Consider the following 26,122-nt stretch of genomic DNA (forward strand, 5'->3'; position numbering starts at 1 on the left):
TCACATATTTAGACCTGTAAGCGTATTACAAGCGTCATTTAATCTAAGCGCCATGTGTGATTCAAGTGCTATGTGATCCAAGCGTTACTTAACCACTGAACCTCTCCCGCGTCATTCCCTACAGTGAGGTTACGAACGAGATAGGGAATCTACTATTAGCATGTTGTAGAGCTAATTGTTTTTATTTTTGTTGTAACTAGTTTGTGGACAGAAATGGGTTAGATTATTTGCTCTATTTCGGCTAGCAGGTATTAGGAAAATTAAGGGTAATGATCGACTTCTTTTTGGCATCACCCTTCATTATATTTCCAATATTGACTTATATAAGGTGGCTTGGGCTTGTCCAACACTTCAGATAGGTGTCGGCTGCGCGACACATATCCTTATTTGTTATCTGCGTGTTACTTCAGAATGTCAATTAGTTGAGATAAAGGCCCCGGAAGTTCTTCTGGGAGTGCTCTTTGTGCAATAGCTTTACCAAAAATTGGCTTAGTCATTTTCTTACCACCAGCATTAAGTTTTCTAATTTCTTTAGAGAATTTAGCACCGGTTTCTTCGCAAGTTGCCCTCAGATCTGCGATGGCAGCTTCAGTCCAGCCTTCGGGTATATCTTTGTTGGAGTTTTCTAAATACTGTCGCCATGATTCAAAAAGTACATTGTCACTAAAGGCATCTTCAAACTCTTTGTTACCAACTATAAAACGTCTTTCATTTGGTACATTTAATTCTTCTATAACCTCGTTGAGTTCATCTGTAGCATCATTATCAAACAAAAGATATATTTTTTCTGGGTCATGTATTTCCAAAATTGCCTTACAAAAACCTGGAATATTTGTGATTCCCTTAGTATTTATTATTTTAACCAAATTTGAACCAATAGGCTTATCAAATTGATTAATGAAATACTCTGGTAAGAAGCCATCTTCAGTCTCACCTTCAACAATAACCAAATGTCTAGAGAAAAATAAATATGTATTCTCAACACCTAGGGATCTCAATATCCGATTAGATTTTTCTGGCTCATCCCTAAGAAACTTAACTTTACTGATATTATTTTTATTTTCAATTAATCTTATATTTTTTGGCTGTATCTGGTTGATAACAAATGGGGAGTGAGTTGTTAGAATTACTTGATTACCAGAATCAGAAAAACCTTGAATTGTATCTAACAGCTCAACCTGTGCCTTTACATGTAAATGTGTATCAGGTTCATCAAGTAAGTATATTGTTGATGCATCTCCTTCAAGGATACTTTGCTCTTTCTTATATTCTAGCAATGCCATCGATATGCGACGTTTTGTACCATAACCTTTTTTGCTAATATTTATTTCTTTTCCATTTTCTAAAAATTGGACTTTAGCATCAATATTTAAATCTTTAGATTGGTAAAGTGGAGTGATTTTTATATCAGCCCCTTCGCCCAGAAACATTCTTAGCTTTGTTAAAACCCCATCATCTCTTATTTTATTAGTTATTTCCTCTGAATATGTATCTATTTTATTTTGTACAAATTCTTCGATAGTGAGGTCTTCATCAATCTTCTCAGACCATATGCTTGTTTGCTTTTCTTTTAAGAATACCTCTTTAAAGAATGAAGGTACATTTTCAAATTGGTTCCCATTTAATTGAATGTTGTTAAATGCTGGAAATTTGGCTCCAACTATTTCAATAACTCCATCTTGATTCAACACCTCAATAATTCTATCTTTAAGAGTTCTAGGAGCAGAATTAGCTCTAACAACCAAGCCGAGTTCTTTAGCGACTCTTTTTATCTCATTTATATTACCTTGATCTTCAGCATCATATTCATCTACGAATATATTTTTTAATTCGTTAATATAACCCTCAGACGGAGATGAACTCATTACACCTTCAGTGACAATTAAAGCATCTTTTGTAAACGTTTTTGTGAAAACGAAGTTTTCTATTTCAATTTTGATGGAAATATTATCCATATCAAAATTGAAATCATCTAATTCAACTTTTTGATTTTGAGTAATGACTCTTAAACAATCAATCAATGACGTTTTGCCAGCATCGTTTTCTCCAACAATAACCGTTAAGCGATCATCAAATGTTAAATTGAACCCAACAAAACTTCTAAAACCATCAATACTAATGTTTTTAATCTTCATAAAACTCACTTTATTTAATTAGTTCATAACATCTAATTATGTAGCTAACAACGTACCCACTAGACACGCACTAGGTACAGCAAACACATTTGTAAGCCGAGAAAAATCGTATTGTGCACCGAGTCACTGTTAAGTCATTTGTTATATGCACTAGCATGTAATAAACAAATAAGATAGTTACATACTTTGGTGATTTTAATTGCAAAAAACTAATTTACTAACAGTGGTCAATTGAAATGCCGTCCCTTTACCCATATTAATATAGTGGTAATAAAGCCGCACTATAATAAGGAATCAATTGTGAAACAGATCATAGGTAATGCAGGTAAGAACTTACACACAATAATTATCACTGCACGTGAAAAAGACGGTACAGCTGAAACCCGAGAAGCTGAACCATATAGCTATAGAATAACTAAAGGTGAAGAGAAGTTCTTTTGCTTTGATATCCAGAAAGGTGGAATAAGAAACTTTGCAGTTTCTAACATTATCTCTGTCGAAGAAACTCAAAACAGCTTTACACCTCGATGGTCTGTTGAAGTTTAAGATATTTCGGGCGCACAATGCGCGTCCGAAATACATAACGGCGCAATAAATACTCCATTTGTAATGTAACCAATATCTTTTTCAGCTAAGCTTTTTAACCCATAGCTAGTCCGGCGTAAGTTAAAACTTTTAATTTTTTCCACTTGCTTTAACCAAACGGCTGTTTTTTTGAAAGACTCGGTACTATCCAATAACTCCAACTGATTTTTACCGAACTCAGCTTTTTTCTGCATTTGGTCTAACCCATGTCCATTAACATAAATACCAATTCCAAAATCAGCTAACTCAGGTACTAAATTAATTACAGCTTGAATTAAATCTCTACTCATATGATATTCCTTATTAAATATCGAAATGTGTAGCAATACCGAGATATGGCTAAAAAGCTAAGTAATTATACTCAGGGTGAGGATATGAAACTACGGTAACAGTGATGTATTGTTGCACTTATAGCAAAAGTTTTACGTAAGCTACAAAGTTAAAAGCATAAAAAAACTAATCAAAAATCACGTCAATACGATATGAAAGAGTATTTGATCTAACCAATAATGGGGCATTTCCGTGTTAGTAACTTTTCTAAATTAGTGTAATCACCACACAATAACCATCTTCATTGGTGTCTTTAATGCTCAAGCGCGTGATAAATAGATCACGGATAGCTCGTGCCTCCCTTCCGAGATGACGGATAATAACCTGCATTACACTTTTTATTTTACGATGATCAATAAATTGAGTGATGTAATTAAAGTTATAGATGATTATCCGTATATTATTAAATTGTGATTTTATACTTAAATAGAAAGAATCATCCGTTATTGAATATAAGTATCGTTCTTTGAGGTGATGCTTTTATATTAGAGCTTATATAAACAGGTTCTGACGTTGAAGTGAAATTAACAGATTTCAATTAAATAATATATTACAGCGAAGGATATGACGTTTTAGCGTGAAGGGCAGATAGAACAGAAGGTTTGATAATAGTTTGCGAGATATCAATATCAAAGCTTCTAATCACTGTGATGTATTAGAAGCTTTGCTAATGACAGCCTAACATTAGTTGTTAGCTGCTATTTTTTTAGAGATTTTAGCTAACTTTTTAGCTTTTTTCTCTTTTGTCGTTAAAGATGGTTTTTTATTACCTTTCTTAGTATCTAGCGACTTACTCATAACACTAACCTCTATTTTTTGAGGTTGGTCAGCTTGGCCAACGACAGATTAAACAGTGATATTGATGTAATATCACTTGAGTTTAATATGCGCTTACTACCTAAAAAATCAATGATATTTATGCAAACAAAAAACTTATTTTTATGATGTTTATAGTAATGTCTATCAATAGGAGTAATATATTAGAGGTGATAGTTTTTTTGAGTATTATCTTGGTTTTTTGGTAAAAATATCACCCCAGCAATTGTATAAAAAATGTGTTATAATGGCGCAAATTTCTTAAAATCTGAACGTTTAATAGAACATATAGGTAAATATTCTTTATTATTGTTGTTCTAATTTATGCAACGGCGCAATGTGGATTTATATTTCATTGTGAATGTCCTTTGCTAAAACTTAACGCATTTCAATTATGTTGTTTTTAATTTCAAAGACTTAGTTATCTGTCAGCATAAGCCAGATTTGTATATTCAAAATCAATAAGGTAAACCATGACAAAGCCTACAGCTAAAGAAGCTAATACTAAGCCAAAGAAAAAAAAGCCATTAGCCGTGAATAAACGAACAATGAGTGTTCGTGAACGTATTGAAAATATTAAAGCACAGCAAGCCTGGGATAAGGAATGGGAGAATGACGAATAATCTTGCGTTAATGAATAAAATTAACACGGTATTGCTATTACATTCTGACAGTTTGACTCATTGGGAACGAGATTATTTAAGTAATCTTAATCAAACAGTTACCAATTATGGTCAGCTATCAGAAAAGCAATTAGGATTATTTGAGCAAATATTAGTACGCAGAAAAATAACCGCGGTATAACGTAATATTTAATTTTGTGCTAGTGATAAAATCCTCGCGTTAAATCCGTCGTTCCTTAATATAAGGAACGTGCGCGATAGTTTGTTGATTGATCTGTTTATGCCAACCAATGCGGGGGAGTTAGATCGATGTATTGGGATTATATGGTTGCTTTTTTATATCATCGAATTAAACTTAATACCTAAGCAGAAACCGTAGCTTACAGCGCTAGAATAATTTCGGGGCGGACCGGACTTTTAAGCATAAGGCATGTTTAATGATTGTTCTTGCACCTCGTACCCGTAAGCTTGTTTACGCTATTTCTTTTGAAATACTTGCGATCATATTAAGTACTTTCTTATTAGCGATGCTCAACCATGGTGAATCGTCCAATTCACTGCCAGTTGCCTTTATGGTGTCAACGATAGCCTTGATTTGGAATTATGCTTTTAACTCTTGTTTTGAATTGATTGAAACTAAACTGCATATTAAAAAAAGAACCCTCGCTGTTCGATTAACCCACTCCATATTTTTTGAGCTTGGGTTATTCTTATTTACCATTCCATTGTATATGTGGTGGTATGACGTTAGCTTGGTGAAAGCCATCAGTATGGAAATGGCGATCTTAGTGTTCTTCTTAATTTATACCTTTATATTTACGTTATTGTTCGATTTATTATTTCAGACAAACAACCAAATGATCGCAGCAACCACAGGTCATGAGTAGTGGTTGGTTATTGTAATTGTTCAGCTAAATAATCAAGAAACGCTCTGATCTGCGGTTTTAGATATTGGGCGCTTTTGTAAACGGCATAGATTTCACCACTGGTGTTTTCGTTATGTGTTACTGTCCACTTTGGCAGCAAGACTTCTAATTGTTTGCTTTCAATATAGGGTTTAACCATCCAATCAGATAATAATAATACCCCCAGATGTTGTAATGCCGCATTTAATAATGGCGAACCACCTTTTGATGCTAAATTACCGGTTACTGATATTTTAGTTAGTATCTTATTTGAATTAAAATACCAATTAGTGCGTTGACGTTCATGGCTGATAATTAAACAATTATGATCTTTTAGATCTTGTGGGGTTTTTATTTGAGGATTATTTTTAATATATTCAGGGGTCGCAACTAAAGAGGTGGTGTTGGTAAGAAGGTGTCGAGCTTTAAGATTACTATCAATAGGCGTACCAATACGAATTGCAATATCGATATTATCACTGTTTAAATCAACCAGATTATTATTTAACTCTAATTCTATTTTTATTTTAGGATAGCGTTTTAAAAAATCAGGAATTAAATGCGTCAGATAAATATTACCAAAAGTTTCAAATACTGAAATACGTAAAGAACCTTCTGGTGTATTATTATTCCCTTGCATTTCTGATAATAGATTTCGAGATTGTTCAAGTATTTTAATCGACTGTTGATAAAAATATTGACCATCTTCAGTTAATATTAATTGACGAGTACTACGTTTAAACAGGGTGGTTTTGATCTTGTTTTCAAGTTTATCAATGTTTCGTGTTACTGATGATGGAGCCATATTTAACGCTTTTGCTGCTTGTGAAAAGCTTCCAGAAACAACAACTTGCTCAAATACCCCTAGTAAATCTAACATAATAATATCCTTTGTTATTAAGTATAATTTACCATATAGCACTTAAAAATTGTAAACAAAAACCCCCAATATTTAAACTAAACATTGAGGGTAAGTATTATAATTAGTGTTTCATTTTAGTTGCTAGTGCAAAGCGATTCCATGAGTTAATCATGATGATTTGCATCATTGCTTCTGCTAATTTTACTTCGCCTAATAAACTAAAGCATTCAGCATAGGTTTCATCAGTAACAGCATTATTTGAAATTAATGTCATCTCATCTGTTAATTTTAATAGTGCTCTTTCAGTATTATCAAATAATGGTGATTCTGACCATGCAGAAATGGCGAATAGTTTTTGTTGATCGATGCCTAATTCTAATGCAGCTGTAGTGTGCATCTGAATACAATAAGCACATTTATTGATCATTGATGAGCGAATTTTAATAATTTCTTTTAATTGATTTGATAGTTCAGTTTCAGCTAAGTAATTTTCAATCGTTAACATTGCGCTTAATGCTTTTGGTTGAACTTTTGCAATATCAATACGCTTATTCATAATAATACCTTTATTTTTGTTGTTTATGATTTGTTGGAAAGAGTATATTAATTATTTTTAAATGATGTAATCGATATATAAGCGTAACAGTTTTGCATAAAACGCAAAGATACAGCTGAATAGTAGGGTGATTCTGATGAAATATAGCTTTAAGCTCGGTAATTGGCGATCTCTATTAAATTACCATCAGGATCACGAAAATATATCGACATAATTTTACCCATTGCGCCTGTGCGTTCAACGGGGCCTTCAATAATGGTGACACCACATTGCTCAATATGTTGCTGCGCTTGAGCCAAATCAGTATTGGTAATAAAACATAAGTCAGCACTACCCATGTGCACTATTTGCGCTTTGGGTTCAAATTCAGCGCCATATTGATGGAGGTTTATTTTTTGGTTACCAAAACGTAATCCAAATCGGCCATTGGCAAAAGTTATCCGTTCCATGCCTAAAACTGTCTGGTAGAAATCAGCACTAATATTAATGTCTTTCACGGTGAGAACTAAATGGTCAAGATGGCTAATATTCATAACGTTACTCCTGTCCTTAATATTGTAATAAGAAAGCCAACCTTATATACCTTTCAACGAGTAAGGTATCACGGTTGGCAATCTGTTTACGGTTATATTATTAGAATAAGCGAAGACTAAAAGCTAATCTTTTAAATAGCTTTTATTAGTGGCTGGCTAACAGTTTTTGATTTAACTCTGGATCATCATGAACCGCGAATTGATTAATTATTTTGGCGGTTGCTTCATTCATGCCTATAAGTTCAGTGGTTGCACCTTGTGATCTTAATTTAAGGATGATTTTATCTAATGCTGTTATGGCAGTGAGATCCCAAAAATGCGCTAACGATAAATCAATTTTGACATGCTTAGCGACGTTATTAACATCAAAGAAAGATGAAAAGTGATCCGCAGAAGCAAAGAATATTTGCCCATAAACATTGTAAATTTGCTCATTTTCCAGCGTTGATTTTACGACAACGCATTGGCTAACTTGATGTGCAAAGAATACGGATGATAGTAATACGCCAATGAAGACGCCAATCGCTAGATTATGGGTTGTCACAACGACGATAACCGTTGCTAACATAACAATGTTGCTTGATAACGGGTGATGTTTGATATTTTTAATTGAATCCCATGAAAATGTACTAATGGATACCATTATCATCACTGCGACTAGAGCGGCCATTGGAATAAGCTTTAGAATATCACTTAAAAATAAAATCATTATTAATAAGGCAATACCTGCAAACAAGGTTGATAAACGGCTTCTTCCTCCTGATTGAATATTGATCATCGATTGACCGATCATGGCACAGCCTGCCATTCCACCCAGTAAACCCGTACCAATATTGGCGATGCCTTGCCCTTTACACTCTTGGTTTTTGTTACTTGTAGTTGAAGTTAAGTCATCAATAATGGTTGTTGTCATCATCGATTCGAGTAATCCAACAGCAGCAAGTGCTAAAGAATAAGGAAATATTATCTGTAAAGTATGGAATGTAAGGGGAACATCGGGCAATAAAAAGATAGGTAGCGTATCGGGTAATTGACCCATATCACCAACTGTGCGTACATCCAATTTCAGCAATACTGCACCAATAGTTAACGTGATAATACAGACTAGCGGTGAAGGAATAAGTTTTCCAATGAGAGGAATAAGCGGAAATAGGTAAATAATGGCTAATCCACTGGCTGTTAATAGATAAACAGACCAAGTTGTATGTGTTAATTCTGGAAGTTGAGCCATAAAAATAAGTATTGCTAACGCGTTAACAAATCCAGTAATAACAGGTTTAGACACAAAGCGCATTAAATTACCAAGCTTTAAATACCCGGCTATTATTTGTATTACACCCGTAAGGATAGTAACGGCCATTAAGTATTGCAGCCCGTGTTCTTTTACAAGGGTGATCATTAATAATGCCATTGCCCCAGTTGCCGCTGAGATCATGCCTGATCTTGCTCCGACAACAGCAATGATAACGGTCATCGAAAAAGAGGCGTATAAACCAATTTTAGGATCAACGCCCGCAATAATGGAAAACGCAATAGCTTCTGGTATAAGGGCTAGGGCAACCACAATTCCGGCAAGGAGATCTTTCTTTATATTATATAACCAGTTGTTTTTTATGTAATCTAACATGTTATCTCTATATTTTAGACGTGTAAAAGCCACGGATGAAATCCGCAAACATTTAGGATCAGGAAGTTTTAGCTATGGCAGGCATAGCAGAGTGACAGCAAGAGAGCTGCATTTAGAATAATGAGCAGGCGCTCATTAGAGAGAGGTTAAGGCGGCGTAATCTTCAAGTTTAACTACTTTTATTTGGGAGTATGATGATGAAATCATACTGTGCGATTTAGAAGTGGGTGATGCTAACATATAAATAAATAGATAACAAAATAGTTAGTAGTCTAAACGAAATGATTGTATTCGTTTTTTTCGCTTGCTTATTTAGTATGTTGTTATTAGTTTTGTCGAATAACAATTATTGTAGTGATGGGTTAGCAAAGTACTGTTGCTCTTCGCTATTGGTTTATATCTACTCGGATGGATCTCTATCAATGAATACCACTATTCAAACTATGCTTGGTCATCGCTCTATTCGTCAATTTACGAATGATGCTATTTCTGCCGAACAATTAAAGACGATTATTGCGGCAGGTATTGCGGCTTCTAGTTCAAGTATGATCCAAGCGACATCGATTATTCGCATTACTGATCCTGAGAAACGCACTGCATTGGCACATCTTGCAGGTGATCAGGGTTATGTAAAACAAGCGGCTGAGTTTTTAGTGTTTTGTATTGATTATCAACGTCACTATTCTATTAGCGCTGGAATAAAACCTGAGTACACCGAGCTTGCTTTAATTGGTGCGATTGATAGCGGCATTATGGCGCAAAACTGTTTATTAGCCGCAGAATCAATGGGGTTAGGTGGGGTTTACATTGGAGGATTGCGTAATAATCCCCATGAGGTTGATGCTTTATTGAATTTACCGCCATATAGCGCGGTATTATTTGGTATGTGCTTAGGTGTGCCTGCGCAAGATCCACAATCAAAACCACGCTTACCGATGGATATGATTTTGCATGAAAATGAATATCAACCATTAAATAAACCGCTGTTGGCTGAATATGACCAACAGATGATTGAATATTATCAGCAGCGTTCGACTCATAATAAACAACAAGATTGGTCAAGTGCAGTAACGGCAACGTTATCGAAAGAATCACGTCCATTTATTGCGGAGTATTTTCATAATAAAGGGCTAATGGAAAAGTAATACGGTACAAGTAATATGATGGATGATGGCGTAAATTCAAACGCATAGTATTAATGATTATGATCAGGTGGCTTATTAGAAAAAGCCATTTTGATCATGATTGAATATCACCAAACCTGTTTTATTTTTAAAGCCATGTTTATTATTGCTTGTTTTTATTTGTAGGAAAATAATTAGAATAGGTAATAAGTAACCCTGCTGCAACAATAAAAAGCCCACCAGTAATGGTATAAAAAGTGGGTAATTCATCAAACATCCAGTATCCAAAAATACAAGAAAATATAATTTGAAAGTAAAAGAATGGCGCTATATGTGATGCTTCTGCGATGTTCATGGCTTTAATTAAACACAGTTGCGATATGATGGTAACAATAGGAATGGTTATAAAATAAGGTAGTGCCGTTAAGGATGGCGTTATCCACATTTGAGGTTGAGCAATTAAAAGCAGCGTAGATATTGAGCCTAAAATAAAGAATGAATTAATTAACACCGATAATAATGAGATGCTTGAATCAATAGTTTTGGTAATAAGATTATAACCTGAATTAGCAACAGCAATCAGTAAAGGTAATAAATAAACCCATTGCAGACCATCGATATTGGTTGGGTTTATAACAATAATTACGCCCACAAAGCCTAATAATGTAGCGATAATTTTTATTGGTGTCAGGGTTTCTTTAAAAAACAAAGTGCCACCAAGCATATAAGCAATACTGCCCATCTGCACAATGATGATATACATTTCTAACGGAATATATTTTAACGCAATGACCGATGTGACTGCACACACTAAGAATAATAAGGCGCGTAATATCAACTTACCATTGGTGGCGAAAATAGCGACCTTGGTTTGTTTGGGCATAAAAATAGCCATGCATAAAAAAGGGATCGCAAATCGAAAAAAAACCATTTGAATAGGGTGGTAATCGTGTTGAATAAGATATTTATCTGCACTGTCTTTCAGTGTTAAGGAAAACGTCGCAATGAGAATTAACACCGCCCCGAGCATATTTTGGTTTTTGATTGGCATGACATTTTCTTCTGTGTCGTAAGTTATCGCGATAAGAAACAAGCACAACAATAAAGAGTCTATTTCAAATACGCCATGACTTTTAGCAAACCATGGTGTTTTTGTTAAATGGCGACGTTGTGCTTTTTTGTTAAGCTGTTACTATGCGTCACTATATTGTCCATTATTCTAGTAATATGGAATTATAAGCAATGAATATTGAGGTCAGGGTTATGTTAGAACAATGGTTATTACATCAAGATCAGCTGCGACGTTATGTAGCAAAGCAACTCGGTGATGCTGATTTAGCGGATGATATTGTTCAAGATGTCTATATCAAAGCAAGTAATAATCTACACCAACTGACTTCCGCTGATAAATTTAAAAGCTGGATTTATCGAATTGCCCAAAATCGCATGATTGATCATTATCGTGAGCATCAACACTTTCTTGAGTTACCAGAAGATTTAGTCGCCAATGATGATTTGGTATCAGATCAACATGAACAATTAGCATTGTGCTTATATCCATTAATTGATTCATTACCAAAGAAATATGCAGAGCCGTTACGTTTAGCTGAACTGAAAGGTATGCCTCAACAAGAAGTCGCTAATCAATTAGGCTTATCACTCTCTGGTGCTAAAAGTCGAATTCAGCGAGCTCGCGTTAAATTTCGTGAACAATTAGTGGCATGTTGTGATTTTGAATTTAATCATAATGGTCAAATTATTTATCAGCCAAGAATAAACCCAAGCGTCAATGGTTGCTGTTAACTGTCTGTTTATATTCGATTTTAAATAATATTTTTTAATTGTGAAATTTTTTGTCTATTTTTTGCGTCTTTTTTTATGTTTGTTCGTCTTATGAGAGTTAATACTTTTTGTGAAATGAACTGCAAATGATAACTAAACAGAATAAAAAGACAGTTAAAGGAATCATCCACATCACGTTGCCAAAAAACAGGTCTTCATTAATGCTTCCTATGGCTTTTAATGGTTATCTTCAGGCTGAAAATTTACGAACAATAATAGAGATAGGTTAAGGCGAAATAATTTATGGCTATTATTTGGAAGTTACGCCACTACATTAGCATGTTTGCGCGTCAATATTTAATCGCAATCGTTGCTTTGCAAGTGGTTGCTTTACTTAATTTAATTCCATCATGGTTAATCGGTCATATCGTTGATGATATTAATCACGGTAGTTTAACTCTGAGGTCATTGATCATTGATGTTTGTGGCATCGTTGGTTCAGCACTGGCAATGTATGGCTTACGTTATGTGTGGCAAAGCCGATTATATGGGGCTGCAATTGCGATAACACAGGTGTTACGACGAGATCTGTTTCATCAACTGTCTTTATTACCGCCATCATTTTATGGCCGTCGTAGTACTGGCGATTTGATGGCACATGCAACCAATGATCTCAATGCAGTAGAAGAATCAACGGGCATGGGCATTATGACATTAGTCGACTCTTTTATTGCCGGTTTCACTGTTATTTTCGGAATGATATTTGTTGTTAGTGGTCAGCTAACAGCGGTTGCTCTGCTGCCTTTCCCGTTATTAATTTATTGTACGCATCGATATGGTTCGCGTTTACATCAAGCATTTGATGCCGCTCAAGCCAGTTTTTCTGATTTAAATGAAGAAGCCCGTGAAACCGTCGCTGGCGTGCGAGCCGTTCGTTCACATGGCATTCGTGCGCGCCAAGAACAGCGATTTGAACAATCGTTAGATAATACGCTCACCACGAATCTTGCTGTCGCTAAAGTGGATGCGGCGTTTGCACCAACGGTTCAAGTTATTTATGGCTTTTCTTTTGTTTTGTCATTGGCTTATGGCGCATGGTTGATTTCACAGGGCAATATAACCATTGGTTTATTTACGACATTTACCCTTTATTTGGGGCAATTAATGGGGCCATTTATGCAGTTTGGCTGGCAATTTAATGTGTTTCAACGTGGTAATACATCATGGTCACGCTTAGAAGCATTATTTGCAGAGCAGCCGGATGTAAAACAAGGCAGTGAAATATTACCTGAAGATGCTGAACCGAATTTAGAAATCAATATTGTTGAATTTGCTTATCAAGATGCCAATCAATGTGCGCTGCAAGATATTCAAGTTAAGGTACCAGCGGCAGGATTGGTTGGTATTACAGGCCCAACGGGAAGTGGCAAAAGTACATTGTTGCATTTAATCATGCGCCAATTTCCACTGACAAAGCCCTCTGAAATTTACATTGGTGGCTATGGTACTGATTTACTGACGTTTGATAGCTTACGTCAACATTTAGCCTGGGTACCTCAAAAGCCGTTGTTATTCTCCGGGTCAATTGCTGAAAATATTGCTTTTGCTCAACCTAATGCAACACGTGAAGAAATTATGCATGTTGCTGAAATGGTAGCGATTAAATCTGAAATTGAAGCAATGCCGCAGGGGTTTGATAGTATGCTTCGTGAAGGTGGGACTAACTTATCTGGTGGGCAGCGACAACGATTAACCCTTGCTCGCGCATTGCTTTCTGGTGCCAATATCTTGTTATTAGATGACCCATTTAGCGCTTTAGATATGAAAACGGAAGCGATCATTCGTAAAAATATGAAGCTACATTACGGGCATAAAACCATGGTATTAGTGACGCAGCGTTTAGCTAATTTGATTCATGCGGATCATATTTTGGTTTTGGATCAAGGGCAGATAGCCGAACGAGGCACTCATGCTGAATTAATGCATCAACAAGGGTGGTATACAACGGTTTATCAACGTCAAACACATTTGAATTCAGCGGGAGCGACGAAGACACAGTCTACATTGTCAGCAGAGGTGACGCATGCTTAAAACGACGGCGGGGGAAACAACGTTATTTTGGCGATTACTGGCTTATTCATTGCCTCATAAAGCCCGATTCGTGGTGGCGTTTATGTTGTTAGCTGTCGCGGTGGCTGCTGAGATGACGATCCCTTGGTTAGCGAAGATTATTGTTGATGATGTGATTGTGCCGCAACACTTTGAATGGCAACACCTTGGTTGGCTTATCGCTGCGGTAATGGGATCTTATTTAATTGCTGCACTGTTTTCTTATTGGCAAGCGGTAACATTTCGTCACAGTGCATTATTGGTTATCAATGATATACGTCGAAATTTGTTTAGCCATATATTGAATTACCCAATTCGTGTTTTTGATAAACAACCAGCGGGTACTTTGGTGTCATATATTACTAATGATACTGAATCAATGCGTGAAATGTTTGTGTCGACCATTCCAACGATTATTCAAGGTGGATTACGAATTAGCGCGATTTTTATTGCGATTGCAATGCTGGATTGGCGCTTGATGTTATTGAGCTTAGTGCTGATTCCAACCTTGTTGTTTACGATGCATTTATATCGAAAAATCTCAATGCCAGTATTTAATGGGGTTCGAGAGCAGATAAGCTCTATTAATGGTCGATTAAATGAGTCGTTACAAGGCATGGCATTAATTCAAGCCTTTAGACAGCAAGATGCTTTTCGAAATAAGTTTGAGCAGGAAAATCAACGATGGTTTGCATTTCGGTCTAAATCTATCGGTATTGATAGCTTAATGTTGATTCCGTTAACCCGCCTAGTGTCTACATTAACTGCAGCGGGCATTGTGGCATGGTTTGCAACCGGATCGTTAACTACCGTTATTGATGTGGGTACGTTATATGCTTTCTTAAACTATATTGAACGCTTTTTTGACCCCTTTAGACAGCTATCAATGGAGCTACGAAAGTTGCAGATTGCGACAGTATCATCAAAGCGTATTTTTGAACTGTTTGATGATAAACCTGAACCTCAATCTTCATTAACAATGAATGTTGCGATGCCGCCACAATGTGATATCGAATTTCGCAATGTTAACTTGAGTTATGAAGAGGGGCAGCCTGTTTTAAAAGATGTTAGTTTTGTCGCTAAAGGTGGGAAATTTACTGCGATAGTTGGACACACCGGTAGTGGGAAAAGCTCTATTATCAATGTGTTGATGCGTTTTTATCAACATCAGCAAGGACAAATATTGGTTGGTGGACAGCCGTTAGTGTCGATCCCTGAAGCTCAGTTGCGTAAGTTATTTGGTTTAGTCTCTCAAGATCCAACCATTTTTAGTGGCTCGGTGCTTGATAACATTGAATTGTCACATGCGACACTGAATGAAGAGCGTGCGATTAATGCTGCTAAACAGGTGCGAGCGGATGATTTTATTCAACGCTTAAATGGTGGTTATCATCATCGTCCAAGCATTGGTGGTGGATCGTTATCGGTTGGAGAGCGCCAATTATTAGCGTTGGCGAGAGCGTTATCTCACAACCCACAGGTGTTTTTATTAGATGAGGCCACCGCCAATATTGATAGTGAAACAGAAGAAGCGGTCAAAATTGCCTTGGATAATATTCAAGATGGCAGAACAGTCATTATTGTCGCTCATCGACTATCGACGGTTCAAAATGCAGATCAAATCTTAGTGATGAATCAAGGTCAAATTGTCCAAAGTGGAACACATGATGCTTTAATTACTCAAGACGGAGATTATCGAGATCTCTATTTAGCACAGCAAGAGCAGCAGCAAAATGAACAATTAACCACAACCTTTGGACTCACATCGGCAACCCTGTCGTCGACATTATAGATAAACATCAGTGTCAAATTAGGCTAGATTAAAGAGCGATTAAAGTATGAATATCAATAAAAAAACAGTGATTGCACCACAGATTATTGAAGATGTTTGTGAATGGGCAATTATGCATGGTGTGGCTTTTCGTCAAGCGGATAATACAGCCAAGCACTGCCCATTGAGTATTGCTCCGATGACGATAGAGCGAGAGGTTTATGCGCATTTACGTCGTGTGGTGCCGCTTCTTACTAAATTGATCAGTAATGTGGCTGAAGATCCTGATTTTTTACAATCCTCATTGAGTGATATGGCAAAAGCGGATCCTTTCTTTGGTCGTTTAATGGCGCTTCATCAGCAAATCCATGGCACAGCCACTCACCCACTTGATCCTGCTCGTCAGCCATTACTGTTAATGCGAACGGATTTTATGGATGATCGTCAATATGGCGCTAAAGTCATTGAATTTAATGGTATTGCTGCGGGGATGGCTCCATTTGGACAACGTGCAACTGAATTTCATGCCTTTATGCAACGCCAATGGCCTGAAACCTATCAATCATGGTTAGAAGATGCCGCTGCCATACCCGCTGAAAATGAAGGCTTAACACAATTAGCTAATGGCATTGTGACCGCTGCAACCCAAATAAAAGCCGATTTTAATGAGCAAGGCTCACCGGTATTTTTAATGGTGGTGCAGAAAAATGAAGATAATGTTTATGATCAGCATCTGTTAGAAATAGCGTTGCAGCAACAAGGCGTGCGTACCGTAAGACGTACCTTTGAACAATTAAGTGCCCAATTAATAACTGGCCCAAATCAACGCTTGATCTTAGACGGGGTTGGCGCGGTAGATGTGGTGTATTTACGTGCGGGTTATCAATATTCAGATTATTGCGCTCCCGAGCTTAATGAAGCGGTGTGTTGTTATACTTTAAGCCAAATGCGCGTCTTTATTGAGCAGCACCATGTTGCTCTTAATGCTACGGTTGGTCAGCAGTTGGCAACCAGTAAAACGATGCAAATGTTATTAACCATGATGCCAGCCCAAGAGTATGTCCGTTGGGGAGTTACTCTTGAAGAAGCCCAGCTAATTAAAAGTGTGTTAGCAGAAATGAAGCCGATTAATACTGATACGATTCATTGGTTTAATACTGAAGCGATAAAAAGTGAATGGGTACTTAAGAATCAAGGCGAGGGCGGTGGCCACTGTGTTTTTGGCGATGATATTAGTGCAACGTTAGCGAAATTAACGGTTGCTGAATATGATGCTTGGGCGTTAATGCAGCGTTTATATCCTCATGAACGAGACGTACCGACTGTTGCTATTCGTGATGCTAAAGCGACGGTCGTGAATGATTTAGTCAGTGAAATAGGTTTATTTACCGCTTATTTTAAAGGCCAGCCCGTTACTGACCTTGATGGTTACGCGGGATATTTAATTCGTAGTAAGCCTGCAAGTGAAAATGAAGGTGGCATTCATAGTGGTAAAGGTATTTTAGACTCTTTAGTATTGATTGATTAACACTGCAGTATAAAAAACTGTATAAATACCAAAGCTGAAAATAAAATTACGGTAAAAGCTCTTGTGTTATTATCGCTAATAGTCATATTAGATGACTATTAGCGACATTTAGCCATTGGAGTGCACGCAGTGCTTAACCGAACTACCGTTATTTCTTCATTTTTGCTTTCATTAAGTTTTATGGCTCCTAGTGCCTTTGCTGGTACGACACAGCACAATAGTTACCAAGCGCTCCCTGCGCAAAATGAAATCGTGACCAAAACAGATTTCGGTAATCAAGCTTATATTTTTCATTTTACTAATAACGGCCAACGCTTATCTCGCATTGATTTTCTTGATCATATGGAAACACAAGCAACAGCATGCCGTAATTGGTTATATGTGCCTGCTTTTAGTAATTTAAATGTTGCGGATGAAATTGTATTACGTGTAAATACTCACTACGATCCTACAACACATAATTGTACTGCATATGCTTATTCAGGCAATAATTCAGGCAATATGGACAAAGTACTGACATTATTTCAAAAGAAAGAGTATGTCGATATTGCTGGATTTAATCTCTCTGCGAATGGATTTACCGCGGCAGCTGAGAAATTGTAAAATCGAGTTATTATCTTTTTATTGATATCTTTCAAAAAGATATCAATAAATTGAAATTAGATGTTTATTTGTAGCATTGTCAGGCTAGGTTTATAACCAAAACTAAAATCTTTAATAGAATAAGATGACTATCTTATTAGTAAATGGAATTTGTATTCATTATCGGAGAGGTGATTTTTGCTTGGTATTATAATTACTCAGTTTGTTGTGCTTTGGGCTGTTATTGATCCTATTGGGTCGGTGCCAGTTTATTTATCACAGACTCAACATTTAACATTAAAACAGCGTCGTAAAGTGGCATTAAAAGCTGTTGCGATTGCGAGTGGTGTTTTGATTTTTTTCTTAGTCGCTGGGCAATTATTACTTGAAGCAATGCAAATTCCACTGCCTGCATTTCAGGCGGCTGGTGGTTTAGTACTATTACTGTTTGCGTTAACGATGATTTTTGGTGAAAGTAAGCCAGAACAGGAACAAAAATTAACTCAAGATATTAGTCATTCAGAACTTGCGGATCTCGCTGTTTATCCTTTAGCTATTCCCTCGATAGCCTCTCCTGGTGCCATGATGGCGGTGGTGATGTTAACTGATAACCATCGTTATTCAGTGGTGGATCAAGCAATAACCGCAGGGGTGATGATGGCGGTTTTATTTGTCAGTTTGCTATTACTACTGAGTGCGACAACAATTCAAAAATGGATTGGTAATATTGGTGCCGCTATTATTAGCCGTGTAATGGGATTGATTTTAGCCGCAGTTGCGGTGAACAATTTATTACAAGGAATTAAAGATTTTTATATTTAGTTTAAATAGAGTAGTACTAATATAAATAGTATCGTATTTAAATTAAAAAATATAATTACAGGTGGTTAAATAAATAACCACCTTTTTTATTACTGGCAGTTACCAGATAAACCATTATTAATGCGGTTTTGTTGTTGAGTTTTACCTGAATCAATAATTTCTTGTTTTACAAATTCAAGCGTTTTATTTGGTGTCTGTGCATGTAATTGTTTAGCAATAGTATTAATTTTGGCTGTATTACCTGCTGCCGCATAGTTTGCACCTAGTGCAATAAGTGCTGCCGAACCTCTCATATCATGGTTATTCTTTGCAATATTTTCTAATGTATTTAAGCCAGACATATCACAGTGATCAAGTTTTTCAGCAGCTTGAACTAAATCTTCGCCTAATACCATATTACCTGCAGCCTCTTTAATTGAATTACAACCTGCTAGTACTGTGCTTGATAATAGTAATGTAATTAGAATTGATTTTTTCATGATAGGTCCTGTTATATTGGATAATAATATATTTATATAAGTTCATTAAATAATAATATGTATTGAAATGTTTTTATTTAATGGGTGTCTGCATTGGAAATAGATGCTAAAGATTATTTAAAATACATGCAAATATATACACGGCTAGCAAAAAAATAACTGTAAACTATTATTTACGTAATTGAGAATTATTATCACTTGTGTTTGAATGTGACAAAATATTATTGTGTTCTAATTTTAACGTTTACTTTTTTGTTACATTTAAAACTATTGTTATTTATTAGGTAGTTAATGTTTGTTTTCGTTTTCTAAGGCTCTCAACGGATATTTTCCATGCTTAAAATGTAAAATATTTATTGTGGCGATAAATATTTTTAATCAACCTAGTGGGTTTTATAAGATCGAATAAAAAACAAGCTTCTTATTGTTTGTTTTATAGTCATTTTCGAACGGGTGTTAAATACGCTTAGTAAGCAAGAGCATGGAGTATGTTTATTTAACCGTCGTGATCTATTATTGATTGAGTAATGCTTCTAATTCAGCCCAGCAACCACCACACCCTGTACCAGCGGTTGTGGCTTGACTTAATGCTTCTACATTTTGTATGTGTTTTTCAGTGATAGTTGATACTAATTGTTGTTTGGTTATTTGCTTACAAGCGCAAATAATTTTAGGTGCTGCAATATTGTCTTTGCCATTGAGAAATTGATGCAATGCTAATTCATCACTGCGACAGGTAAGAATGTTTGCTGGTGGGTTAATCATCGGCTTATTGTTATTTTCTTGGATCAGTAGTGAACGGATACATCGGTCATTATTCAGCATGATGATTCGACGATGTTGAGCGCCAATTGCTCTTTTTGTCTTAGTTAATGTAAAACAGCGTAAAGTTCACAGGTAATGATGTATTAAACAATCAGCCTTGATAATATTGTATCCCTTATAGGTATATTGTGCTGGTTTATCCTAGCTCATATTGTTTTATGTTCTAGGAAATAGATCATGTTAAAACGAACAGCGGTTTCAATGTTGGTTATTACTACCATGGCATTTACGTTGGTAGGTTGTGATGGTGGTTCAAACACTATCGCTATAGCACCAGTGGCTCCTGTGATTCAAGTTGAAACGCAGCCAATTAAATCACGTACTATTATTCAGCAAGTGACGGGCTATGGTGTGGTAAAAAGCCATAATGTCGTGGCATTAAAATGTTTACAGACCAATAAGATCACGGCCATTTTGTTTAATGCAGGTCAAACTGTCACTAAAGGGCAGGTATTAGTACAATTGGATCCACAAGTAGCGGAAGCTAAAGTCGCTCATGATCAAGCATTATTAGTGGCGACGCAGCAGGCATGGCAACGTCAAGCGCAGTTAAGTGCCAAAGGGCTAATTTCACGTAGTGTTTATGATGACAGTGAAAGTAGTTACAAACAGGCGTTAGCACAATTTGATCAAGATAAAAGTTTATTAGCTCAGTTGACAATTAAAGCGCCGTTTACGGGCGTAATTAGCTCAACCGACTACCATGTTGGGGATATTGTTACCGTGGGTAATAGCCTAGCAACGCTATACACGCCACATCAATTAAAGATTGAATATCAACTACCTGCATTACATCGCCTGGATTATAAACTAGGACAGCATGTCTTGGTGCAATCAGAGCTAATACCATCGATTCAAGAGACTGGACGTGTGATTTATATTGCACCCAATACCGCTACGGGGTTAGTAACATTACAAGCGCTGTTACCGCCATTCGCTCCCTTTTCTGCTGGACAATACCTCAAGGTTGTTCAACAAACACAACGATTACCTCATCAAATAACGATACCGACATCCGCTTTGATGACCAATATTCAAGGGGCTCAAGCTTTTGTTGTGGTTGATAATATAGCGCGGTTACGCAATGTAAAAGTAGGTGATTATTATGATGGCTATGTACAAATTTTATCGGGCTTAAACGTTGGTGAGCAGCTTGTTGTGAATGGTCAAAATTATTTACGTACCGATCAAAAAGTAGAGATTGTTCATCCTCAACATGTACATACCAATACTCAACCACAAGCAGTTCAAGCATGAAATTAACTGAACTTTGTCTTCGTCGCCCGGTATTGTGCACCGTATTATGGTTAATACCCGTATTTATAGGGTTGTTGTTTAGTCAAAAGTTACCTTGGCGTTATACACCTCAAATTAGTCAGTCAAAAATTCAAATTGTTGTGTATGACAATGCTATTGCTGCGCAAAATATGATGACGGAAGTACTGATTCCGATTCAAAACGCTATCGCGGGTACGGAAGGGATCCGTCATTTAACAGCAACGGCTCACCAAGGTCGAGGCAGTATAATTATTGATGTAGCTACCAGTATTGATGAACATGGAATAGATACCTTGGTAAGTGAGATCCATAATGATATCGGTAATATTGAAAGTCAGTTACCGGATGATATAACACCTGATGTTTTTAAATCTGATGATCAGGGTATGCCTGCAATGCTGATTGGTTTAACGCCTGGGCCACATCAACAACAATATGAATTTCATCAATATGGTATTAATTCGTTATTACCACAGCTTGAACAGTTGCCCGCAGCAGGAGCGGTAAGTGTTGCTCCTAGCTCTGCACAATCAGTGTTAATTACGATCAATCCAGATAAAGTGCAGCACTATGGCTTGACGCTAAATAAGGTTATCAACAAATTAGTTGATATTGACAGTATTACTGCATTAAGTGGTCAAACATCGGGAACACAAAGTCAATACCAATTAGTATCAACAGGGGCTATTTCAAATTTAACGGCGATTAGTAATACCATTGTGGCGGTATATGGCCAACAACCGATTCGCTTATCACAAATTGCCACGGTAACCATCGGTACACCCAGTAGCCAACTTGAATTGCAGCCTTTAGTGGATTTTTCAAAGAAGAATGCGATGCTGTTTGTGCTTAATCCGCAATATACTGCGACGGCTAATCCGTTAGTGTTATCACAACAAGTACACCAATTACTTAATTCGACTACTCTACCAAGTGGTATGAAAGCGACGGTATTGTTAGATAAATCGACCTTTATTATTACTTCTCTCAATGATGTTTATTTTGCGATTGGATTAGCTGTACTGTTAGTTGTTGGCGTGATTTGGTTATTTTTAGGTAACTTACGTATTGCTTTGATTCCTATTGTGACCATTCCGGTGTGCTTATCTTGTTCGTTTATTATTTTAAAGCTCGTAGGGTTTAGTATTAATTCATTAACCTTATTGGCGATGTTATTAGCGGTTGGGCTGGTGGTTGATGATGCGATAGTCGTGGTTGAGAATGTTCATCGTCAGTTACGGCATCACTCATCTGTGCGTAAAGCGACCGTGGTTGCTTGTCGTCAAATTGGATTTGCTATTATAGCGACCACCTTAACATTAGCGGCGGTTTATATTCCTGTTGGACTTGTCGATGGTATTACTGGTCAGTTGTTCCAGCAGTTTGCGTTTACCTTAGCGGGGACAGTGATTATTTCTGGTGTGGTGGCATTAACGTTATCGCCGATGATGTGCAGTAAAATGATGAATCATCACCCCGCGGGTCGGTTTGAAACGTGGATTAATAATAAGTTAACTCATTTAGCGATGGTTTATCAGCGCGTATTAGCCTCAACTATCGATTATCGTAAAATGACATTAGTATTGATGGTGATTATTTTAGTCAGCAGTTATTGGCCATTTATGCAGACACCATCAGAAATGTTACCTGCAGAAGATTCCGGGCAAATCTTTTTGTTTCAGCCTTTAGTGGGCAGCAGTGACGATGCTATTGAGCAACGAATGATCAACAATATGAATAAGCAGTTGCGTCAGATCCCTGATATTGCGCATGTAGCTATTTTGACCAGTAGTGATTTTATTCGTGGTTTTGTAACGTTAATACCATGGGATCAACGTCAGCTATCAGCACAGGCGATCAGTGAAAAGATCGATGCGCGTTTAAAAGTAGGTGGTAATACTGTGTTTACTGGTGTGATCCCCGCCATTGAAACGGGAGGTGGGCGACATGGTAATAGTAATGGCATTGATATTAATGTTAGCAGCAGTGCTGATGAAAAAACGTTATCCCAACAGATGACAGTGCTTGCTCATAAGATTCAGCAGTCGCCGTTATTTGTTCATGCAAGAAGTGGATTAAAATTCGATCAAAATCAGTTTAAGATCCAGATCAACCGTGTGCTGGCATCTCAATATGGTGTGTCGCTGTATAATATTCAGCAAGTGTTAAAATTAGCCATGAGTGGTAAGACATTCAATAATGATATGAGCTATCAAGGTGCTAATTATCCTCTCCATTTACAATTAGCGTCGGCTTATACTTTAACACCGAATGCACTCTTACAACTTAGGATCAGTAATAATAATGGTACTTTAGTGCCATTATCTGAGTTGATTAGTATTAACAATCAATTAGGGCCACACGCGCTTAATCAATATGATCGTGCGACATCGGCGTCATTATCGATTCGATTGGCTGATGGTGTCAGCATGGGGCAGGGGATCAATGCGTTAAATAAAATGTTACCAACGCTTCTGCCGACCAATGCGCGTTATAGCTATGTTGACAGCGCCAAACAATATTTAGATGCCAATCAACAAATGCTATTCGTCTTTATTGCAGCATTAGTGTTTATTTACATGGTATTAAGTGCACAGTTTGAAAGTGTGGTAGATGCATTAGTGGTGATGTTGTCATTACCTATCACTATATCTGTCGCTTTGTGGGCTTTATATTTTAGTGATTACAGCTTAAATGTGTATTCACAAATTGGTTTAATTACTTTAATTGGATTGATTTGTAAGCACGGTATTTTGATCACTGAGTTTGCTAATGAATTACAAGCTCAAGGTTATTTGCCTCGCGCTGCAATTTTAGAAGCAACCCAAACGCGCTTAAGGCCGATATTAATGACCTCATTAACTATGATTTTGGGCACATTGCCGCTGTTATGCGAAGCTGGGCCAGGAGCAAATGCAATGGGATCGTTAGGAATAATTATTATCGCAGGTATGGTACTCGGTATTGTCGATCCTTTATTTGTAGTGCCAAGTATGTATGTCATGGTGCAAAAATTAAAACGTTCCAAACCGATACCGTCAACCGTCATAACGAAGTAACTCGCTTATTATCATCACGACAGATTATTTGTCGTGATGAACGCGGCTTTATTGTTACTATTGGTACAAATGTTAATACTATCATTGTGTGAAAAACCAACTAAACTTTAAGCATAAATATGTGTGTTGTTAGTTAATTTGTTCATCGTGATTAGCCAATACGACGTAACGGGCAAATGTGTGGTGTTAATGACGGTTTAATGCTTGGTGAAAAAATAGATGTTGATGCAAATTAACGTTTTTATATTGCTAGACAAATAGTTACAATCTGCTGATTGAAAATCAATCTAGCAGTGCTTTATTTTTGTTGTTGAAAACGGCAGAATGAGCATACATTTGAGCTCTGTCTCCTATTTGAACTAATTTTTGATAAAATATATAGCAGTTTATCGAGTAGGTGGTAAGGTCTCACCGCATTCCGAATTCTTAAAGTAAAAGGTTACAAATATGTCTGATGTACCAGAGTCTGTTGCAAACGTTGCCGCTGTCGCTCAGCCTGTTGCTGAATCTTCAGGTTCTATCTGGGGTTATGTTGCAGCTGGTAGTGTAGCGTTATTGGTGCTAGCGGGTATCTTCGCTTATCGTAAAATTAATCAACCAGCATTTGTTATTAATCAGGTTCGTAAGAAAAACCTTAAAGAAATGAAAAAACAGGGTACTGAAAACTCTGAATTTATGGTTGATATGGATCGTTTACTTGATTCAATTTTACGTTACACAACTGAAAATAAAAAGAAAGGCTCTGATGTCGTCACATTGCTTAAGCCATTGAACGATAAAGAGCGTATTAAAACGCCACGTGATATGTACCAATCAATGATCTTCATTGCTAATGATGTTAATGATACAGCGCTTGCTAAGGATCTGAAAAATAAATCAAAGCAAGTAAAATCAAGTTCAGCATTGATGGCTGGTTTGCTAAAGCGTGCGGGCATTAACTAATTTATTTTTAAGATAAAATAGATATTATAAAGGGCTGATTAATTCAGCCTTTTTTTATGGCTGTTGATTATTATTTTGATGATGGTGATTGCAGTTTTTTCTCAAAATCATGACGCACAATATCAAGTGCGGATAAAACGATTTGTGGATCTATATCGTTATCTTCTAATAGGCAGATTAAATCAACTGCAAGTTTAATTTCTGCTGGTGCATTGTCTAATGATGTTGGTGCATTACTCATTAATGGATCTCTTTGGTTTGGTGTTGAGAATAGAGAAGATTAGCCTTTTCTCTCACGGCGATTAATCTCATTTTCGAGTGTTATTAATGCTGCTTGGCAACGGCTTATACGGCCTTCTAAGGCAAGGATCTCTTTTTGAGCTTGTTGCTGTTCAAACTGAGAACCACAACGGTTGAGTAATGATTCTTTATCTCGAAGCATAGCTTTTAAACGGCGTTCCCAATCTCTATGCTTATTAAGATCTTGGTATACGTCATTGATCGAACGTTGCCATTTAGCGGCTTGCTGTGGTTCATTTTTACGAATATGTTGGGTTGCGAGTTCACGTTGAATGGCATTTATTTGAGCGATAAGTTTCTCACACATATGCTGGGTACGTTCAGGTAATAATTTACCCGCTTGTTGTTCTTTTTGTAGTGTTGTCAGTTCTTGTGTAATTTCAACAACGCAAGGTGTGAGTAATTTACTTCGATGACGAAATAATTGTTGATCAAATAATGGCCGCTGCGCTTCACCGCGAAGACGATCGGCTTCTTCTGCTTGATGTTGTAGTTGTTCAATAAGCGTTTGTAATCGAGAAAGATCAATCATTGTTATACCTATAAACG

General features: G+C 36.7%; 25 protein-coding genes. 14 read left to right on the forward strand and 11 right to left on the reverse strand.

All coding sequences use genetic code 11. From position 1 onward, the window contains the following. Positions 1 to 401 precede the first annotated feature (401 nt). The gene (locus tag C9I86_RS00515; protein ID WP_107275331.1) at positions 402 to 2,135 is read right to left on the reverse strand and encodes an ATP-dependent endonuclease; all 1,734 of its coding nucleotides are present in this window, start codon (positions 2,133 to 2,135) and stop codon (positions 402 to 404) included. Between the two features lie 300 nt (positions 2,136 to 2,435). Here C9I86_RS00515 and C9I86_RS00520 point away from each other — a divergent pair, with 300 nt between their 5' ends. Next, complete coding sequence (locus C9I86_RS00520; protein WP_241956822.1) at positions 2,436 to 2,681, forward strand: WYL domain-containing protein; 246 nt, start codon at positions 2,436 to 2,438, stop codon at positions 2,679 to 2,681. Here C9I86_RS00520 and C9I86_RS00525 read toward each other — a convergent pair. Continuing rightward, positions 2,678 to 3,010 (reverse strand): hypothetical protein, encoded by a 333-nt coding sequence (locus C9I86_RS00525; RefSeq protein ID WP_107275332.1) that lies wholly within the window; start codon positions 3,008 to 3,010, stop codon positions 2,678 to 2,680. The two genes, C9I86_RS00520 and C9I86_RS00525, sit on opposite strands and share 4 nt — an antisense overlap. 1,329 nt (positions 3,011 to 4,339) lie before the next feature. Between C9I86_RS00525 and C9I86_RS20120 the strand changes: the two genes are divergently transcribed. From C9I86_RS20120 to C9I86_RS00535, 3 genes are all read left to right on the forward strand, one after another. Further along, positions 4,340 to 4,489 carry a hypothetical protein gene (locus C9I86_RS20120; protein WP_162841597.1) on the forward strand — a complete coding sequence of 50 codons (150 nt, stop codon included), beginning with the start codon at positions 4,340 to 4,342 and terminating at the stop codon, positions 4,487 to 4,489. Next, entirely contained in the window at positions 4,479 to 4,670 is a 192-nt protein-coding gene (locus tag C9I86_RS00530) for a hypothetical protein (RefSeq protein ID WP_080156901.1), read from the forward strand. Before C9I86_RS20120 ends, C9I86_RS00530 begins: the two co-directional genes overlap by 11 nt. A gap of 256 nt (positions 4,671 to 4,926) precedes the next feature. Next, positions 4,927 to 5,376, forward strand: coding sequence for a PACE efflux transporter (locus C9I86_RS00535; RefSeq protein ID WP_107275333.1), 450 nt, complete (start codon positions 4,927 to 4,929; stop codon positions 5,374 to 5,376). Between the two features lie 7 nt (positions 5,377 to 5,383). Here the strand turns inward: C9I86_RS00535 and C9I86_RS00540 are convergent, their stop codons facing one another. From C9I86_RS00540 to C9I86_RS00555, 4 genes are all read right to left on the reverse strand, one after another. Continuing rightward, on the reverse strand, positions 5,384 to 6,274 hold the full coding sequence (locus tag C9I86_RS00540) for a LysR family transcriptional regulator (protein WP_107275334.1): 891 nt from the start codon (positions 6,272 to 6,274) through the stop codon (positions 5,384 to 5,386). A 103-nt stretch (positions 6,275 to 6,377) separates the two neighbouring features. Next, positions 6,378 to 6,812: a carboxymuconolactone decarboxylase family protein gene (locus C9I86_RS00545; protein WP_080156898.1), complete on the reverse strand. Its 435-nt coding sequence runs from the start codon at positions 6,810 to 6,812 to the stop codon at positions 6,378 to 6,380. A gap of 149 nt (positions 6,813 to 6,961) precedes the next feature. Next, complete coding sequence (locus tag C9I86_RS00550; protein ID WP_107275335.1) at positions 6,962 to 7,345, reverse strand: VOC family protein; 384 nt, start codon at positions 7,343 to 7,345, stop codon at positions 6,962 to 6,964. 145 nt (positions 7,346 to 7,490) lie between these two features. After that, on the reverse strand, positions 7,491 to 8,972 hold the full coding sequence (locus C9I86_RS00555) for a SulP family inorganic anion transporter (RefSeq protein ID WP_107275336.1): 1,482 nt from the start codon (positions 8,970 to 8,972) through the stop codon (positions 7,491 to 7,493). A gap of 422 nt (positions 8,973 to 9,394) precedes the next feature. Between C9I86_RS00555 and nfsA the strand changes: the two genes are divergently transcribed. Beyond that, on the forward strand, positions 9,395 to 10,117 hold the full coding sequence (nfsA, locus tag C9I86_RS00560; RefSeq protein ID WP_107275337.1) for an oxygen-insensitive NADPH nitroreductase: 723 nt from the start codon (positions 9,395 to 9,397) through the stop codon (positions 10,115 to 10,117). 142 nt (positions 10,118 to 10,259) lie between these two features. Here the strand turns inward: nfsA and C9I86_RS00565 are convergent, their stop codons facing one another. Further along, positions 10,260 to 11,147, reverse strand: coding sequence for a DMT family transporter (locus C9I86_RS00565; protein WP_080156894.1), 888 nt, complete (start codon positions 11,145 to 11,147; stop codon positions 10,260 to 10,262). A gap of 212 nt (positions 11,148 to 11,359) precedes the next feature. Here C9I86_RS00565 and sigZ point away from each other — a divergent pair, with 212 nt between their 5' ends. The 6 genes from sigZ to C9I86_RS00595 all read left to right on the forward strand — a co-directional run bounded on the left by sigZ (position 11,360) and on the right by C9I86_RS00595 (position 18,690). Continuing rightward, positions 11,360 to 11,899 carry an RNA polymerase sigma factor SigZ gene (gene sigZ, locus C9I86_RS00570; protein WP_107275439.1) on the forward strand — a complete coding sequence of 180 codons (540 nt, stop codon included), beginning with the start codon at positions 11,360 to 11,362 and terminating at the stop codon, positions 11,897 to 11,899. Between the two features lie 282 nt (positions 11,900 to 12,181). Next, positions 12,182 to 13,969: an ABC transporter ATP-binding protein gene (locus C9I86_RS00575; protein WP_107275338.1), complete on the forward strand. Its 1,788-nt coding sequence runs from the start codon at positions 12,182 to 12,184 to the stop codon at positions 13,967 to 13,969. Further along, positions 13,962 to 15,779, forward strand: coding sequence for an ABC transporter ATP-binding protein (locus C9I86_RS00580; RefSeq protein ID WP_107275339.1), 1,818 nt, complete (start codon positions 13,962 to 13,964; stop codon positions 15,777 to 15,779). The genes C9I86_RS00575 and C9I86_RS00580 overlap by 8 nt, the downstream gene beginning before the upstream one ends. A gap of 46 nt (positions 15,780 to 15,825) precedes the next feature. Next, positions 15,826 to 17,286 (forward strand): glutathione synthase, encoded by a 1,461-nt coding sequence (locus tag C9I86_RS00585; protein ID WP_080156889.1) that lies wholly within the window; start codon positions 15,826 to 15,828, stop codon positions 17,284 to 17,286. Positions 17,287 to 17,415: 129 nt separating this feature from the next. Then, positions 17,416 to 17,889 carry a hypothetical protein gene (locus C9I86_RS00590; protein WP_241956823.1) on the forward strand — a complete coding sequence of 158 codons (474 nt, stop codon included), beginning with the start codon at positions 17,416 to 17,418 and terminating at the stop codon, positions 17,887 to 17,889. 177 nt (positions 17,890 to 18,066) lie between these two features. Next, on the forward strand, positions 18,067 to 18,690 hold the full coding sequence (locus C9I86_RS00595) for a MarC family protein (RefSeq protein WP_107275340.1): 624 nt from the start codon (positions 18,067 to 18,069) through the stop codon (positions 18,688 to 18,690). Positions 18,691 to 18,779: 89 nt separating this feature from the next. Here the strand turns inward: C9I86_RS00595 and C9I86_RS00600 are convergent, their stop codons facing one another. Further along, positions 18,780 to 19,169 carry a hypothetical protein gene (locus tag C9I86_RS00600; RefSeq protein ID WP_241956824.1) on the reverse strand — a complete coding sequence of 130 codons (390 nt, stop codon included), beginning with the start codon at positions 19,167 to 19,169 and terminating at the stop codon, positions 18,780 to 18,782. A gap of 513 nt (positions 19,170 to 19,682) precedes the next feature. After that, positions 19,683 to 19,994, reverse strand: coding sequence for a (2Fe-2S)-binding protein (locus tag C9I86_RS00605; protein WP_107275341.1), 312 nt, complete (start codon positions 19,992 to 19,994; stop codon positions 19,683 to 19,685). Between the two features lie 177 nt (positions 19,995 to 20,171). Between C9I86_RS00605 and C9I86_RS00610 the strand changes: the two genes are divergently transcribed. The 3 genes from C9I86_RS00610 to C9I86_RS00620 all read left to right on the forward strand — a co-directional run bounded on the left by C9I86_RS00610 (position 20,172) and on the right by C9I86_RS00620 (position 25,273). Next, positions 20,172 to 21,251 carry an efflux RND transporter periplasmic adaptor subunit gene (locus C9I86_RS00610; RefSeq protein ID WP_241956825.1) on the forward strand — a complete coding sequence of 360 codons (1,080 nt, stop codon included), beginning with the start codon at positions 20,172 to 20,174 and terminating at the stop codon, positions 21,249 to 21,251. After that, entirely contained in the window at positions 21,248 to 24,331 is a 3,084-nt protein-coding gene (locus tag C9I86_RS00615) for an efflux RND transporter permease subunit (RefSeq protein ID WP_107275342.1), read from the forward strand. Before C9I86_RS00610 ends, C9I86_RS00615 begins: the two co-directional genes overlap by 4 nt. A 447-nt stretch (positions 24,332 to 24,778) precedes the next feature. After that, entirely contained in the window at positions 24,779 to 25,273 is a 495-nt protein-coding gene (locus tag C9I86_RS00620) for a hypothetical protein (RefSeq protein ID WP_080156881.1), read from the forward strand. 70 nt (positions 25,274 to 25,343) lie between these two features. Here C9I86_RS00620 and rsmS read toward each other — a convergent pair whose 3' ends face one another. Together rsmS and priC are read right to left on the reverse strand one after the other, a co-directional pair. Next, complete coding sequence (gene rsmS / locus C9I86_RS00625) at positions 25,344 to 25,514, reverse strand: pleiotropic regulatory protein RsmS (protein ID WP_080156880.1); 171 nt, start codon at positions 25,512 to 25,514, stop codon at positions 25,344 to 25,346. A 39-nt stretch (positions 25,515 to 25,553) separates the two neighbouring features. Continuing rightward, positions 25,554 to 26,105, reverse strand: a complete 552-nt coding sequence (gene priC, locus C9I86_RS00630; protein WP_080156879.1) for a primosomal replication protein PriC — start codon at positions 26,103 to 26,105, stop codon at positions 25,554 to 25,556. Positions 26,106 to 26,122 lie beyond the last annotated feature (17 nt).

Origin of the sequence: Photobacterium sp. NCIMB 13483, from assembly GCF_003025475.1 — a bacterium.
GTDB classification, from domain to species: domain Bacteria; phylum Pseudomonadota; class Gammaproteobacteria; order Enterobacterales; family Vibrionaceae; genus Photobacterium; species Photobacterium piscicola.

Excerpts from the sequence above, each read along its gene's own strand:
- C9I86_RS00515 (WP_107275331.1), bottom strand. The coding sequence starts at position 2,135 with ATGAAGATTAAAAACATTAGTATTGATGGTTTTAGAAGTTTTGTTGGG.
- C9I86_RS00525 (WP_107275332.1), bottom strand. The coding sequence starts at position 3,010 with ATGAGTAGAGATTTAATTCAAGCTGTAATTAATTTAGTACCTGAGTTA.
- C9I86_RS20120 (WP_162841597.1), top strand. The coding sequence starts at position 4,340 with ATGACAAAGCCTACAGCTAAAGAAGCTAATACTAAGCCAAAGAAAAAA.
- C9I86_RS00530 (WP_080156901.1), top strand. The coding sequence starts at position 4,479 with ATGACGAATAATCTTGCGTTAATGAATAAAATTAACACGGTATTGCTA.
- C9I86_RS00535 (WP_107275333.1), top strand. The coding sequence starts at position 4,927 with ATGATTGTTCTTGCACCTCGTACCCGTAAGCTTGTTTACGCTATTTCT.
- C9I86_RS00540 (WP_107275334.1), bottom strand. The coding sequence starts at position 6,274 with ATGTTAGATTTACTAGGGGTATTTGAGCAAGTTGTTGTTTCTGGAAGC.
- C9I86_RS00545 (WP_080156898.1), bottom strand. The coding sequence starts at position 6,812 with ATGAATAAGCGTATTGATATTGCAAAAGTTCAACCAAAAGCATTAAGC.
- C9I86_RS00550 (WP_107275335.1), bottom strand. The coding sequence starts at position 7,345 with ATGAATATTAGCCATCTTGACCATTTAGTTCTCACCGTGAAAGACATT.
- C9I86_RS00555 (WP_107275336.1), bottom strand. The coding sequence starts at position 8,972 with ATGTTAGATTACATAAAAAACAACTGGTTATATAATATAAAGAAAGAT.
- nfsA (WP_107275337.1), top strand. The coding sequence starts at position 9,395 with ATGAATACCACTATTCAAACTATGCTTGGTCATCGCTCTATTCGTCAA.
- C9I86_RS00565 (WP_080156894.1), bottom strand. The coding sequence starts at position 11,147 with ATGCCAATCAAAAACCAAAATATGCTCGGGGCGGTGTTAATTCTCATT.
- sigZ (WP_107275439.1), top strand. The coding sequence starts at position 11,360 with ATGTTAGAACAATGGTTATTACATCAAGATCAGCTGCGACGTTATGTA.
- C9I86_RS00575 (WP_107275338.1), top strand. The coding sequence starts at position 12,182 with ATGGCTATTATTTGGAAGTTACGCCACTACATTAGCATGTTTGCGCGT.
- C9I86_RS00580 (WP_107275339.1), top strand. The coding sequence starts at position 13,962 with ATGCTTAAAACGACGGCGGGGGAAACAACGTTATTTTGGCGATTACTG.
- C9I86_RS00585 (WP_080156889.1), top strand. The coding sequence starts at position 15,826 with ATGAATATCAATAAAAAAACAGTGATTGCACCACAGATTATTGAAGAT.
- C9I86_RS00600 (WP_241956824.1), bottom strand. The coding sequence starts at position 19,169 with ATGAAAAAATCAATTCTAATTACATTACTATTATCAAGCACAGTACTA.
- C9I86_RS00605 (WP_107275341.1), bottom strand. The coding sequence starts at position 19,994 with ATGCTGAATAATGACCGATGTATCCGTTCACTACTGATCCAAGAAAAT.
- C9I86_RS00610 (WP_241956825.1), top strand. The coding sequence starts at position 20,172 with ATGTTAAAACGAACAGCGGTTTCAATGTTGGTTATTACTACCATGGCA.
- C9I86_RS00615 (WP_107275342.1), top strand. The coding sequence starts at position 21,248 with ATGAAATTAACTGAACTTTGTCTTCGTCGCCCGGTATTGTGCACCGTA.
- C9I86_RS00620 (WP_080156881.1), top strand. The coding sequence starts at position 24,779 with ATGTCTGATGTACCAGAGTCTGTTGCAAACGTTGCCGCTGTCGCTCAG.
- rsmS (WP_080156880.1), bottom strand. The coding sequence starts at position 25,514 with ATGAGTAATGCACCAACATCATTAGACAATGCACCAGCAGAAATTAAA.
- priC (WP_080156879.1), bottom strand. The coding sequence starts at position 26,105 with ATGATTGATCTTTCTCGATTACAAACGCTTATTGAACAACTACAACAT.